Raw genomic sequence first — 13,080 nt, 5'->3', positions numbered from 1 at the left:
CTCGACTGTCAGTCGCGAATGAAGTGCGGCTTGAACCGCGACAGGTCCTGCGTGATGCGGGCGCGGTCCTCACGCATGCCAATCCCGGCGCAAGCGTCTCCGATCACCCAGGCACCGACCACCGGGCGGAACCCGTCGAAGAGCGGCAGCGGTTGGTAGGCCTGCACCACGCGCGGATGTTCCTCGTAGCCTGCATCCGGCGCGGCTTCCAGCAGGTTGCCGTTTTCGAAGATCCGAACCGAGGCGCCCTCGCGGGAAAAGATCGGCTTGCTGACATGCCCGGCAGCGAAGGCATCCGCCGCGCGGGCGAACGCCTCGGGAACGGCTCCGCGTCCCGCCAGCGCCTCAGAAACCTCGTCCTCGAAGAAGGCAGGCAGCAGGTTCGGGTGCCCCTCGAACATGCGCCAGAGCACAGGCAGCAGCCCCTTGTTCGACACCACGGCCTTCCACGCGGGCTCGAGCATCAGGCAGCCTGCGGTGCGCAGGTGCTGCGCATAGTCGTCGCGCAAAAGGTCTTCCCAAGGGTAGAGCTTGAACAGCGTGCCGATCACCCGGTCCTCGGCGTCGAGGAATTGGCCATCGGTGCTAATCCCGATCTTCTCGAGATCGCTGTAGTGCGCACCGAGCTCTGCCTCGCGCGCGGCCCAGCCCATGGCTTCGACGGTGCCGTAATCCTCGGCGTTGCCACCTGCCGCCGCGAAGTGCAGGTCGGTGCCCGGCGCGAACAGCGCGCGGAAGCGCTCGACCAGCGCCTCGTGGATGCCGTTGAACTGGTCGTCGCCATCGCGCAGCACTCCGGCCTCGATCTGGTCTTCGAGCCAGAGCCATTGGAAGGACGCGCTCTCGTAAAGAGATGTCGGCGTATCGGCGTTGTATTCCAGCAGCTTGGCAGGCCCCTGCCCGTCATAGGCAAAATCGAAGCGCCCGTAGATCTCGGGATCGCCGCGCTGCCAGCTGTCGGACACGAGGTCCCAATGCGCCTGCGGGATGCCGAGCCGGGTCAGCAGCTCCTCGCTCTGCACGATCTCGGCGGCGGCGGCGCGGCACATGCCGTGCAACTCGGTCGCCGGGTCCTCGATGTCATCCTCGATCTCACGCAGGGTGAAACGATAGGCCGAGCTTTCGTCCCAGTAGGGTTCGCCATGCATGTCGGCGAAAGTGAAGCCGAGCTCCTCGGCCTTCTCGCGCCAGCCGGGGCGCTCGGTCAGGGTGATCTTTTCCATGCGGGACTTTTCGCGGCCTCCTCGGGGCGGTCCGCGCCTCCCTGACAGGTTCGGTCGGGAGAAGAAAGCGCGGAGTCGCCGGTCCCGCAGATATAGGGAGTGCGTGCCGCGGTTTGAGACCCCGAGGCGAAATTGACGCAACGGAGCCTCGAGACTTGGCCCGGGCGGTGGCGCTGTGCTGCGGCGGCCTACTCGGGCCGCTCTCTCAGCCGCAGGACGGTGACACCCGCGTCGTTGGTAAGGCTCAGGTTTGTGCCGTAACGCACGAATCCTGTGGTTTTTTCCAGCGCCGCCACCATCGCCTTGTCGAGGTTCATGCGCGGCTCGGGACAGGCGCGGCGGGTGCCGGCCAGCGGCTGCAGAATGGTCAGCGTCCCGTCACCGATCTCGGCCTGTCCGGTGAAGCGGTTGCAACCACCGTACATCGCGAACTTGCCGTCCTCGCCGAAGGTCATGCTGGGCGGGTCCTCGGTCACCAGCATGCGACCACCGATTTCGAAGGCGGCCCATTCGACGCCGGTGATCCTCGGCATGTCCGCAACCGGCATGGTGCCGGTCTGCTCGAGCGTGATCTCGGGGCGCTCCGGCGCGTCGCGGGTGATCGCGGGATAGGCGGTGGTGGTGCGCAGCAGAACGGTCTCGCCCGCGCGGACCTTGGCGGAGACCACGTAGCTCATGCGGGGATCGATGCCGGCGTCGTCGTAAGGCAGCTTGATGATGGCCGGCAGCGTCTCGATCCGATAGCGGTGCGCCGCGATGACCTTCGCCGGAGCATCCGCGCGCGAGACGTCGAGCAGTTCGACCTCCAGCATGGCCTCGGGCGGCAGGCTTGCGTCCTCGGCGATGCGGACGACGACGGGCATGTCCACCGTTTCGGCCATGGCGGGCGCTCCTCCGAGGCTGGCGATCAGGGCGATGAGGCCAAGCGGCCTGGCGAGACGTCGAAACGTCGGGTGGTCTTTGCGCATCTGGCTACTCCTTGCGGATGAGGTCGCGCCGGGAGCGCGGCCCGGACGGGTCCCGGCACCCTCCGAGCGGGGATCATCCGTCATTGCAATGATGGCCCAAGGATCCGGAGCGGGCAAGCTGACGCTCTCCGGCGTCGGCGCAGATTTGCCAAGGGGTGCCAATGCGATGCATGCGCGCAGCGGGGGCGACGTGCCGGATTTGCTGTGCTAGGCTCGGCACCGATTGCAGACCGACCCGCCCTGCCCGCTTTTTCCGGGCCTCGCCAGACGGCCAAGGCGCAGATTTGACCGCGACAGCATTTGACCAAGACCGACTTTGACAAGGTGAGGATTTTTGCCATGGCACGACACCGGCGCTCTCCGAAATACGTCACGACCCTGATGATGGCCCTGATCGGGGTGCTGCTCATCGCTGCCTTCATGGCCGAGGATGTGATCGCCCAGGGCGGATTGACCTGGGCGGACCTGCCAAAAGGCCTGATGCTGCGCTACCTGCTCGCCATGGCGATCGGCGGGGCGTTGGCCGGCTGGTTGCTGGCGGGCATGTTCGGCCGCAGCGGGCTTGGCGGCTTTGTGCTCGGCTTTCTCGGCGCGGTGATCGCCACGCTGGTCGCCGGCCTCTTCGGCAGCGCCGCAGGGCTTCTGCCCGACTTGCTGCGCGACGGTTGGTCCTCCTCGGACCTGGTTCCGATCTTCTATGGCCTCGCAGCCTTGCCGCTGGCCTTCGCCGGGCAGCCGCTGCTCTTCGTCGGCTGGCTGGTGGTGATGCTGCTGACCCACCTCTGGGCACGGCGCGTCAGAACCGGCTGACACCAACGGAAAACGGCAGCGCAAATCGCGCTGCCGTCTCCCCCGGAAGCTTCGCCGGGCAGGCCCCTGTCGCGGCGGGCCCAAGCGCCCGCCCGCCCTGCCCGACGTGCCTCAGGGCTTGAGCGTCACGTGGCTGATGTGATCGCCGCTCGCGTCCTCGGCGCCCCGCGCCTTGTTCACCACGTAGACACCGCCGTCTGCCGCGGCGATCAGATGGTTCGGGAAGCTGCCGATCTGGGTCTTGGCCACCACCTCGCCGTCGGGCGACACCGCGACCAACGAATCCGATCCGCGCACCGCGACCCATGCGAGATCGTTCGTCGCGTCGAAGGCGATGTTCAGCGGGTTTGCCCCGACCGGAACGTCATGCAGCGTCTCGCCGGTGGCGGCATCCACGATCAGCACGTTGTCGGTGTTCACGCCGGCAGTGAAGATGCGGTTGGTCTTGGCGTCATAGCCCACACCGATGGTGCGCTTGGAGAGCGGCAGCGCGTAGACCGAGGTTTCCTCACCCGTGGTCAGGTCGACCGTCGCCACCTCGTCGGTGTCGAGGCTGACCACGTAGAGCGTGTCGCTGGCCTCGTCGATGTGCATGCTTGCGGTGCCGAAGCGTTCGCCGCGCTTGCCCGAGCTGAGTTCGATCGGAGCCAGTTCCTCGAGCGTTGCCGCGTCAAAGACATGGATGGTCGGCTCGAAGGTGGCGGTCACATAGACCTTGCCGTCATGCGCCAGTGCGTCGCGCGGGTGCGGCACGTCACCCTGTGCGAACTGCTTGATCAGCGACAGATCGTCCGCCGAATAGACTGCAACCGTGTCCTGCCGGGTGTTGGTCACCCAGACCTGCCCCTGCGCGTCCACGCCCACGCCATAGACAGCGAAGACGCCGCCATCGCGCCCATCGGGCCGGTCGGGGGCTTCTTCAGGGGTGACTTCCGCAAGGATTTCCAGCGTCTGCGGATCGAGTTTCATCAGCTTGCTCTCGGTCACCGGCGGCCGTCCGACGGCGGAGGTGACATAGAGCGCGTCCGCGGTCTGCGCGACCTGGTAGAGACCCGGCGCCAGCTTCTGCGAGGTGACCTCCAGCGCGCCGCTGTCGGCGAGCACCGGCGAGACCTTCAGCTCGAGCGTCATCGCGTAGGCCGGGTCAGCGACCTCGGCGACCACCGGATAAAGCCCGGGCTCGGCGCCTTCGGGAATCGCGACCTCGGTGCGGAATTCCCCCTTCTCGTCGGCGGTGACCGGTGCGCCCTCGTTCAGCACCACGCCGTTCTGGCGCAGGGTGACGGTCTGTCCGGGCACGAAGCCCTTGCCGCGGACCTCGGCGGTGCTGCCTGCCGTGATCGGCGCGCGGTTCAGACCCTCTGCGATCATCTGGCCTTCGAACCCCTTCGCGAGACCGGTGAAGGGCTCGCTGAAGGCCGCGCCGGCCATCAGGGTGGAAAATGCGAGGGCGCAGACACCGGAGCGGAGTGCCGTGACAACGGACATGGAAGTCCTCCTTTGAGGGCGCGGGCCGCAGCGCGCGCGAAATGTCGATGAGCTGGCTCGGCCCCTTGGGCAACCCAAGGCGCCGTGGCTCTGCGACGGGGCGCAGTCGGCCCTTGCGTAGGATAGCCGACTTTTCCAGTCAAGTATTTAGGCGGCCTGCTGACGGGCCTGTGAAGGCATCGCCTCGGCGCGACTGGATGTCCCTTCCCGAGGCACTTTGCCGGATTGTCTGGCAATCGGGCGATCCAGCTGCTACCGATGGCGTCGGAGGACGATTCACAGGGAGGAAAACATGTCCAAGAAACTCGCCGCCATCCTGGCGGGCGCAACGCTGCTCGCGGGGGCCGCAAGCGCCCAGACCACGCTGCGCATCCAGACCCACCAGTCGCCGGAATCCGTCTCGGGCCAGCTGGTCCGGGAGTTCGTCGAGCAGGTGGAAGCCATGTCGGGCGGCTCGCTCGACATCGAGATGTTCTACAGCTCCGCCGTCGTTGCCTCGGCCGAGACCTTCGGCGCGGCAGCCACCGGCATCCTCGATTGCGACATGACAAACGCCAGCTACCAGACCGGCCTCAACCCGGCGTTCCAGTTCGTCGCCGACACCATGGGCGGCTACGACACGCCGCTGCAATACCTGAGCTGGATCTCGCAGGGCGGCGGCCGCGAAGCGATCAACGAACTCTACAACGCCAACGGCATGGAATTCGTCGGCGCCTATCTCGGCGGACAGGAGTCGATGAACTCCACCGCGCCCATCGCCGGCATCGAGGACCTGAAAGGCTGGAAGTTCCGTTCACCGCCGGGCATGGAATCGGAGATCTTCGCCGAGCTGGGCGCGACCCCGGTCGTGATGGACTTCACCGAGATCTTCACAGCGCTCGAGACAGAGATCATCGACGGCGCCGATGCCTCGACGCTGGCCAACAACGTCGGCCTTGGCATCTACGACATCGCCAAGCACACCACCTTCCCCGGCTTCCACTCGATGAGTTCGGACCACCTCGCCTGCAACAAGACCGTTTGGGACGGGCTCGAGCCGGCACAGCAGGCGATCCTGCACTCGGCGATGGACACCCTCGCGATGAACCTGATGATGCGCACCATCGTGCAGAACGGCGAGGCGCTGACCGCGCTGCCTGAGAAAGGCGTGACGATCTACGACTGGTCCGCAGAGGATCGTGCCGCCTTCCGCAAGGCCGCGATCAGCCGCTGGGATGTCTGGGCCGAAAAGTCCCCGGAAGCCAAGACGATGGTAGAAAGCCACAAGGCCTTCCTGAAACGCATCGGTCTCGGCCAGGACAGCGACAGCTGACCCGCACCCAGTGACCCGAGGCGGGCGACCCGAAGGGGCCGCCCGCTCCCACCCCAGAGATACGAAAGACACACGGGATGAACGTTCTGATCATCGGCGGCGGCGGCTTCATCGGCCGCAAGGTCGCCCAAAGCCTCGCGGCGCGCGGCAACCTGCGCGACGAGCCCATCGACAAGCTGACGCTGGCCGACATCGCCGCGCCCGAGACCATCGAGGCCCCCTTCCCCGTCGAGACCCGCGCCTGCGACATCACCGACCGCGCCTCGATCGACGCGCTGATCGACGGTGACACCGACGTGATCTTCCACTTCGCCGCCGTGGTCTCGGCCCATGCCGAGGCCGATTTCGAGGCCGGCATGAAGGTCAACCTCGACGGCACGCTCAACGTGCTGGAACGCTGCCGCGCGCTCGGCACCTGCCCCGTCGTGGTCTTCACCTCCTCGCTGGCGGTCTTCGGCGGCGAGGTGCCCGACCCGATCACCGATTTCACCATCCCCAATCCGCAGACCTCCTACGGCATGCAGAAGGCGATCGGAGAGCTGCTGCTCAACGACTACTCGCGCAAGGGCTACGTCGACGGCCGAGGTTTCCGCCTGCCGACCATCTCGGTGCGCCCGGGCAAGCCGAACCGCGCCGCTTCGTCCTTCATGTCCTCGATCATCCGCGAGCCGCTGAACGGCGAGCCGGCGATCTGCCCGGTGGACGAGGCGCAGGAGCATTTCTACCTCTCGCCTCGACGGTGCGTTGAGAACCTGATCAAGGGCGCCGAACTCGACGCCGAGGATCTCGGCATGCAGCGCTGCATGACCATGCCCGGCCAGCGCCTGTCGATCCGCCAGATGATCGACGCGCTTACCGCGGTCGCGGGCCCGGAGCCGGCGAAGCTGATCAAATGGGAAGAGCAGCCGGAGATCGCCGCGATCGTGCGCGGCTGGCGCTTCGACTACCGCTTCGACAAGGCGCTGGCGCTTGGGCTTGAAGCCGACGCGAGCTTCGAAGAGAACGTGCGCTACTACATGGAAGACGACCTTCCGAAAGCGAAGACCCCCGCCTGAGGCTTTGACCGAGCATGCCATGCTGACCCCGATCGTCCAGACCCCGCGCTACCGGCTTGTGGCCGAGGAGATCGCCGCGCGCATCCGCGCCGGCGACTTCGCACCCGGCGCCAAGATGCCCGCGGACAAGGATCTGGTCGCCCGGCTCGGGGTCAGCCGCACCACGGTGCGCGAGGCGATGATCGCGCTCGAGTTGATGGGCTACGTGGTCACCCGCTACGGCGCCGGCGCCTTCGTTGCCGACCCGCTGCCCAGCTCCCAGGAAGAGGCGCTGGGACTGCCCGGCTTCTACGAGCTGGTCGAGGCGCGTTTCGTCATCGAGCCCGAGATCGCCGCCATCGCCGCCAGCACCGTCACGCCGGGGCAGATCGCCCAGCTGAACCGCTGCATCGAGGGCATGTGTGATACCCGGCTGGCCTTTGACAAGATCGAGGCGCATGACCGCGAGTTTCACCTGGTGATCGCGCGGTCCACCGGCAATTCACTCTTCGTCACAATGGTCGAGGATTTCTGGCACGCGCGCCAGCGCTATCCGGAGTGGACGCGGCTCAACAACCGCCAGAGCTCTGAGGATATCGCGCGCTTCTACGGCGACGAACATGTCGCCATCGTCGAGGCGCTGTCCGCCGGCGATCCCGAGGCTGCACGCGCGGCCATGGCGCAGCATTGCCGCAACTCGGGCCAGCCGTTGCTGGAACGCTGGCAGCTGCTCGAAGGCGAAGCCGGTGTCGAGGAAGTTCTGCACCGCCTGAAGGCGCGGACCGGGCAGCCTGGGTGAAGGTGGAGTGAAGGTGGGGGCTCCGCCCCCTCTTGGCCTGTGGCCAATTCACCCCCGGCGTATTTGGAAAGAGAAGAAGCGCGCAGATGGGACAGGGAAAAGGCCCGCAGGCCAAGAGCGTGCGGGCCTTTCCTCATGTTGCGATAGGGATCACTTCAGGTCGAAGCGGTCGGCGTTCATCACCTTGGTCCAGGCCTTTGCAAAATCGGCGACGAACTTCTCGGCGTTGTCGTCCTGGGCGTAGACCTCGGCGTAGGCGCGCAGGATGGAGTTGGAGCCGAAGACGAGGTCCATCCGCGTCGCCGTCCATTTGACCTCGCCGGTCCTGCGGTCGCGGATCTCGTAGAGACCGCCGCCGGTGGGCACCCAAGTGTAGCCCATGTCCACCAGGTTGACGAAGACGTCGTTGGTCAGCGCCCCCGCGGTCTCGGTGAAGACGCCGTGCGCGGTGCCGCCGTGGTTGGTGCCCATGGCGCGCATGCCGCCGAAGAGCACCACCATCTCGGGCGCCGTCAGCCCCATGAGCTGCGCCCGGTCGAGCATCAGCTCCTCGGCCGAGACCACGTAGTCCTGCTTCATCCAGTTGCGGAAACCATCGGCCAGCGGCTCGAGCGGCTCGAAGCTCTCGGCGTCGGTCATCTCGTCCGTGGCGTCACCGCGACCCGGCGCAAAGGGCAGCTCCAGCGTGTGGCCCGCGGCCTTGGCGGCCTGCTCCACCCCGAGGTTGCCGGCCAGCACGATCACGTCGGCAAGCGAGGCACTGGTCGCGGCGGCGATGGGTTCGAGCACCGACAGCACCTTCGCCAGACGCTCGGGCTCGTTGGCCTCCCAGTCTTTCTGCGGGGCCAAACGAATGCGCGCGCCGTTGGCACCGCCGCGCATGTCCGAGCCGCGGTAGGTGCGGGCGCTGTCCCAGGCGGTGGAGATCATCTCCGCAAGGCTGAGCCCGCTCTCGGCGATCTTCGCCTTGACCGCGCCGACGTCATATCCGGTCGGCCCGGCGGGGATGGGATCCTGCCAGATCAGGTCCTCGGCAGGCACGTCCGGGCCGAGATAGCGCGATTTCGGCCCGAGATCGCGGTGGGTCAGCTTGAACCAGGCGCGGGCGAAGGTGTCGGCGAAATAAGCAGGATCGGCCATGAACTTCTGGCAGATCGCGTTGTAGGCAGGGTCGACCTTCATCGCCATGTCGGCGTCGGTCATGATCGGCATGGTCTTCATCGAGGGGTCCTCGACGTCGGCCGGCATGTCCTCTTCCTTGATGTCCACGGGCATCCACTGCCAGGCGCCGGCGGGTGATTTCTTCAGCTCCCACTCGTGACCGAAGAGCATGTCGAACCAGCCCATGTCCCATTGCGTGGGGTTGGAGGTCCAGGCGCCCTCGATGCCCGAGACAACCGTGTCACGGCCGATGCTGCGGCCCTTGGTGTTCATCCAGCCGATGCCTTGGTACTCGGGGCCGGCGGCTTCGGGATCGGGGCTGAGGTTTTCCGCAAGGCCGTTGCCGTGGCATTTGCCGATGGTGTGACCGCCAGCGGTGAGCGCCGCGGTTTCCTCGTCATCCATTGCCATGCGCTTGAAGGTCTCGCGGACCTGTTCAGCGGTCTTCTGCGGGTCGGGCTGGCCGTTCACCCCCTCGGGGTTCACGTAGATCAGGCCCATCTGCACCGCAGCCAGCGGGTTCTCCATGGTCGCCGGATCGGCCACGTCGTCATAGCGGTTGTCGGAGGCGGCGAGCCATTCCTTCTCGGCGCCCCAGTAGACGTCCTTTTCCGGATGCCAGATGTCCTCGCGGCCGAAGCCGAAGCCAAAGGTCTTCAGGCCGGCGACCTCGTAGGCGATGGTGCCCGAGAGGATCATCAGGTCGGCCCAGGAGATCTTGTTGCCGTACTTCTTCTTGATCGGCCACAGCAGGCGGCGGCCCTTGTCGGTGTTGACGTTGTCCGGCCAGCTGTTCAGCGGCGCGAAGCGCTGGTTGCCGGTGCCGCCGCCACCACGACCATCGGCGAGGCGGTAGGAGCCTGCCGCGTGCCAGGCGACACGGGCGAACATGCCGACATAGGAGCCCCAGTCTGCAGGCCACCACTCCTGGCTGTCCTTCATCAGGGCGCGCAGGTCATCCTTCAGCGCCTCCACGTCTAGTTTTTCAAACTCTTGACGGTAATTGAAGTCCGGCCCCATCGGGTTGGTCTTGAGATCGTGCTGGCTGAGGATGTCGAGGTTCAGGCTTTTCGGCCACCAGCTGGTCACCGAATTTCCGCTCTCGGTCAGGCCGCCGTGCATCACCGGGCATTTGCCGCCGGTTCCAACGTCGTTTCCGTCCATGTCAATTCTCCCATAGGATGAGCATCCTTGCGCGGGACGAAGGCAGGGCGGCGGGCGCGGGTCGTGAGCATGCGCCTGTGCCGCCGCCGAGGTCCCTCCTGCACGGGCAGTCTAGCCAGAGGGGGCGACGGGGTCAGGTGATTCTTACCCGCTTACGTTGCGCGTGCGGCAGTCTGCCGCTGCCTGAAATATGCGTTGGAAATGCCTCATTTGCGTGCGGGGGCTCAGAGTGCCATCGCAGGTGTCGGCCCGCTTTCCTCCAGCTCCCAGATCGCGCGCCACTGACCGCCGCGCCGTTCGAGCCGCAGGTAGTTGCGCTCGGCGACGTAGCGGGTGACCTGCCCCGGCAACGGACGGATGCGGATCGGGCGGCCCGGCAGCGGTGCCTCGCCCAGCCCGGCCAGCGCCCCGAGACAGCGCGCATAGGCCTGCGGCGGCGCGCGGTGCGAGATGCCCGAAGCGACAAGCTGGTGGATCTGCTCCGGCCCGCTGCCCATCTCGGCGCGTGTGGCGAGGTGGATCTCGCCCGACAGCACGGTAATCGGCCCGGCCTTGCGCATGCGCAGCACCTCCGAGAGCATCCGCCGCCATTCCTCGCGGTGGGCATGGCTCTGCCACTGGTCGCGCAGGTCGTCCTCGTATTTCTGCATCCGGGGGATCGCCATCATCAGGCTCTCGACCAGTGACAGGCGCGGGCCGAGCAGCGGCACGGAAGAGACGACGAAGGTCTGCGGGCCGCCCTTGGTGGTCTCGACCCCGTGCCAGCCCGCCGTGCCCATCACCTGCCGCCGCCCGCGCTCGGAGCGCAGGTCGGGTGCCAGCAGCGTCAGCCCTGGCAGCTCGTGACGCCACGACAGGCTGCGGCCCTCTGGGTCGAGGAAGAGGTCGGGAATGTCCGCCTCGGTGGCGCCATGCTGGAACAGCAGGTAGGTCTCGCGCGCAATGCGGAACAGCAACTGCCCGATGGCCGACGAGGTGGCATCGCGCCGGAGCGAGCCCCAGCCGTCGCAGATGTCGTGGTCATCCCAGACGCAGAGCGCCGGGACCTCGGCCGAGACCTCGGTGAAACCGGGGGCGGAAAAGGTCCGCAGGTAGCGTTCGAAGAAGCGGGCGCGCAGATGGGTTTCAAGCTCTTCGAGCTGCGCGGGCGTGGCGTCGGGAACCCGGTCCGGCCAGTCCTCGGTAAGCGGGTGACCGTGGGTGGCCTCGTCGGCATAGATCTGGTCGCCGCCCATGAGCATCAGCGCATAGGGCGCAGCCTGGTGCTGCCCGAGAAGGCGCTGCCACATCACGTTGCGCTCGGAGGCATCGCGCCCCAGGTCGCCGTGCTCCTCGCCGTTGCAGGAGACGAAGGCGATGCGCAGGTCACCTGACAGTTCGGTGACGACCCGCCGCTCGACGCCCTCGAAGCCATAGAAGGGCGATCCATGCGGCAGCGTCAGGTCGTAGCGCCAGACCGCGCGGCCCTCGCAGGTGGCAAGCAGCTGCGGAATGACCGGCGTGCCCGCGACCTCCATGTCGCCCGGCGTCTCGCCCTCGGGGCGGGCAACCAGTGCGGCGACGCGCAGCGCGTCCGGCTCGGCGGCCCGGAAATAGAGGATCGGGCCGATACGGTCGGGAATGGGGGTCATGGGGCGTCCTGCTCTGCCTGCGTTCCCATCTAGATAGGCAGCCAGCGCGGTATTGCCCGCAGGGCCCCGGGATTTCCGGAGAAATCGCCGGGGCCGGTCGATCAGACCTTCGTGATCGCCTCGACGATGGCCTCCATGCGCCCTGCCCCCTCGGGCAGCAGCGGGAGCAGCGCCGCGAGCAGCAGCCGCGCCTTGGCGGCGCTCAGGTCCCCGGCAAGGATGGCCCCGGCCTCGACCATGGTCACGCCGCCGCTGTCGGCACCGTAGATGGCGCGAGTGCGGCCCTCGGAGCAGCGGGTGGCGAGGATCACCGGGATGCCCGCCGCGACAAGCTTCCGGGTGGCCTCGGCAAAGCCCTTGGGGGCATTGCCCCGGCCGAAGGCCTCGATCACCAGGCCCGAGACGCCGTTACCCACGCACCACTCGAGATAGCGCGGCGTGCTGCCGAGGCCGATGGCGACAAGTTCCACGTCAGCGTCCAGGGACGGCGTGTCGAGGATGTGCCGCGGACGCGCGGGGCGGGTGTAGAGATGCACCTCGCCCTCGTCCACCTCGCCCAGCTTGCCGTGACCGTTGGAGCGGAAGGTGTCCACCCGCGAGCTGTGCACCTTGCTCACGTAGCGCGCGCCGTGGATGTCGCCTTCGAAGACGATCACCGGGCCGACGCCGGTCAGCTCGGGCGTGGCCGCGGTGAGCAGCGCGTCGCGCATGTTGCGCGGCCCGTCGGTGTCGGGCTGGCCGGCGTGGCGCTGCGCGCCGGTAAAGACCACCGGCTTGTCCGATGTGACCAGCAGGCGGGCAAGAAAGGCGCTCTCTTCCATGGTGTCGGTGCCATGCGTCACCACGACGCCATCGACGCCGGGCTCGGCCAGCCGCGCGTCGATGTGGCGGCAAAGCTTGTGGACCGTCTCCAGCGTCAGCGCGTTGCTGCCCGCCGCCTCGATGTTGTCGACCTCGACGGTGATCCCGGGCAGCGGCGCGTGCAGGCTTTCGAGCAAGGCATCGCCGCTGAGCCCGGCGGTCACCGCGCCGCCCTCGGTCTTGGCGTAGGAGGCGATGGTGCCGCCGGTGGCGACGAGAACGATATGGGGCATGCGGACCTCCTGCGGGACGAAAATTGACGGCGCGTTACGCCTGCATATGCGCGCGCGCGGTCGAAAGCCAGACGGCATGGCCCTGCGGCACTTTCTTACGATCCGGGAAGGGAGGAAGGATGCGGCGGCCCCAAGGGAGGAGGAGAAGGGCCGCCGCCGATTTCCGGGGCTGAGGGAGGAGGAGAAAGACCCCGAAAATTCCTTTGACGCGTCGCCGCGTCGACAGGAGCTATCTAGGAAGCCACCAGCCCGGGAACAATCTACATTCCTGCAGAGCCGGCTTGCCGTTTATGCATGGCCTTGACCGTGGCCATTCAGCGCCCCGCGTGACAGGGATGCGGCGCGGTGCAGCGTTGCGGCCCTGCCGCAGCCTTGGGCAGATCGGTGGAATAGGTG

10 protein-coding genes are annotated in these 13,080 nt (G+C 67.1%); 4 read left to right on the top strand and 6 right to left on the bottom strand.

Going from position 1 to position 13,080, the window contains the following annotated elements:
* Nucleotides 1–8: 8 nt before the first annotated feature.
* A complete protein-coding gene (locus BM397_RS07175) occupies nt 9–1,223 on the bottom strand; it encodes a glutathionylspermidine synthase family protein (RefSeq protein WP_092420428.1) in 1,215 nt (404 codons plus the stop codon).
* Nucleotides 1,224–1,411: 188 nt separating this feature from the next.
* Nucleotides 1,412–2,191 carry an META domain-containing protein gene (locus BM397_RS07170; RefSeq protein ID WP_092420425.1) on the bottom strand — a complete coding sequence of 260 codons (780 nt, stop codon included), beginning with the start codon at nt 2,189–2,191 and terminating at the stop codon, nt 1,412–1,414.
* Between the two features lie 339 nt (nt 2,192–2,530).
* On the opposite strand from BM397_RS07170, the gene BM397_RS07165 reads away from it, so the two are divergent.
* Nucleotides 2,531–3,001, top strand: coding sequence for a hypothetical protein (locus BM397_RS07165; RefSeq protein ID WP_143015331.1), 471 nt, complete (start codon nt 2,531–2,533; stop codon nt 2,999–3,001).
* Nucleotides 3,002–3,112: 111 nt separating this feature from the next.
* Here BM397_RS07165 and BM397_RS07160 read toward each other — a convergent pair whose 3' ends face one another.
* Complete coding sequence (locus BM397_RS07160; protein WP_092420419.1) at nt 3,113–4,489, bottom strand: YncE family protein; 1,377 nt, start codon at nt 4,487–4,489, stop codon at nt 3,113–3,115.
* A 292-nt stretch (nt 4,490–4,781) separates the two neighbouring features.
* On the opposite strand from BM397_RS07160, the gene BM397_RS07155 reads away from it, so the two are divergent.
* The 3 genes from BM397_RS07155 (at nt 4,782) to BM397_RS07145 (ending at nt 7,634) form a co-directional block, all read left to right on the top strand.
* Entirely contained in the window at nt 4,782–5,801 is a 1,020-nt protein-coding gene (locus BM397_RS07155) for a TRAP transporter substrate-binding protein (RefSeq protein ID WP_092420416.1), read from the top strand.
* Between the two features lie 77 nt (nt 5,802–5,878).
* A complete protein-coding gene (gene denD, locus BM397_RS07150; protein ID WP_092420413.1) occupies nt 5,879–6,856 on the top strand; it encodes a D-erythronate dehydrogenase in 978 nt (325 codons plus the stop codon).
* 19 nt (nt 6,857–6,875) lie between these two features.
* A complete protein-coding gene (locus BM397_RS07145) occupies nt 6,876–7,634 on the top strand; it encodes a FadR/GntR family transcriptional regulator (RefSeq protein ID WP_143187056.1) in 759 nt (252 codons plus the stop codon).
* A 150-nt stretch (nt 7,635–7,784) separates the two neighbouring features.
* Here the strand turns inward: BM397_RS07145 and katG are convergent, their stop codons facing one another.
* The 3 genes from katG to BM397_RS07130 all read right to left on the bottom strand — a co-directional run bounded on the left by katG (nt 7,785) and on the right by BM397_RS07130 (nt 12,684).
* Entirely contained in the window at nt 7,785–9,959 is a 2,175-nt protein-coding gene (gene katG / locus BM397_RS07140; RefSeq protein WP_092420407.1) for a catalase/peroxidase HPI, read from the bottom strand.
* Nucleotides 9,960–10,183: 224 nt separating this feature from the next.
* The gene (locus BM397_RS07135) at nt 10,184–11,590 is read right to left on the bottom strand and encodes an alkaline phosphatase D family protein (RefSeq protein WP_092420404.1); all 1,407 of its coding nucleotides are present in this window, start codon (nt 11,588–11,590) and stop codon (nt 10,184–10,186) included.
* Nucleotides 11,591–11,691: 101 nt separating this feature from the next.
* Nucleotides 11,692–12,684: an asparaginase gene (locus tag BM397_RS07130; RefSeq protein ID WP_092420400.1), complete on the bottom strand. Its 993-nt coding sequence runs from the start codon at nt 12,682–12,684 to the stop codon at nt 11,692–11,694.
* Nucleotides 12,685–13,080 lie beyond the last annotated feature (396 nt).

Origin of the sequence: Alloyangia pacifica (genome assembly GCF_900116195.1) — a bacterium.
GTDB lineage: Bacteria > Pseudomonadota > Alphaproteobacteria > Rhodobacterales > Rhodobacteraceae > Salipiger > Salipiger pacificus.
This window is presented reverse-complemented; position numbering and strand designations above follow the sequence as displayed.

Excerpts from the sequence above, each read along its gene's own strand:
- BM397_RS07135 (WP_092420404.1), bottom strand. The coding sequence starts at position 11,590 with ATGACCCCCATTCCCGACCGTATCGGCCCGATCCTCTATTTCCGGGCC.
- BM397_RS07175 (WP_092420428.1), bottom strand. The coding sequence starts at position 1,223 with ATGGAAAAGATCACCCTGACCGAGCGCCCCGGCTGGCGCGAGAAGGCC.
- BM397_RS07165 (WP_143015331.1), top strand. The coding sequence starts at position 2,531 with ATGGCACGACACCGGCGCTCTCCGAAATACGTCACGACCCTGATGATG.
- katG (WP_092420407.1), bottom strand. The coding sequence starts at position 9,959 with ATGGACGGAAACGACGTTGGAACCGGCGGCAAATGCCCGGTGATGCAC.
- BM397_RS07155 (WP_092420416.1), top strand. The coding sequence starts at position 4,782 with ATGTCCAAGAAACTCGCCGCCATCCTGGCGGGCGCAACGCTGCTCGCG.
- denD (WP_092420413.1), top strand. The coding sequence starts at position 5,879 with ATGAACGTTCTGATCATCGGCGGCGGCGGCTTCATCGGCCGCAAGGTC.
- BM397_RS07145 (WP_143187056.1), top strand. The coding sequence starts at position 6,876 with ATGCTGACCCCGATCGTCCAGACCCCGCGCTACCGGCTTGTGGCCGAG.
- BM397_RS07160 (WP_092420419.1), bottom strand. The coding sequence starts at position 4,489 with ATGTCCGTTGTCACGGCACTCCGCTCCGGTGTCTGCGCCCTCGCATTT.
- BM397_RS07130 (WP_092420400.1), bottom strand. The coding sequence starts at position 12,684 with ATGCCCCATATCGTTCTCGTCGCCACCGGCGGCACCATCGCCTCCTAC.
- BM397_RS07170 (WP_092420425.1), bottom strand. The coding sequence starts at position 2,191 with ATGCGCAAAGACCACCCGACGTTTCGACGTCTCGCCAGGCCGCTTGGC.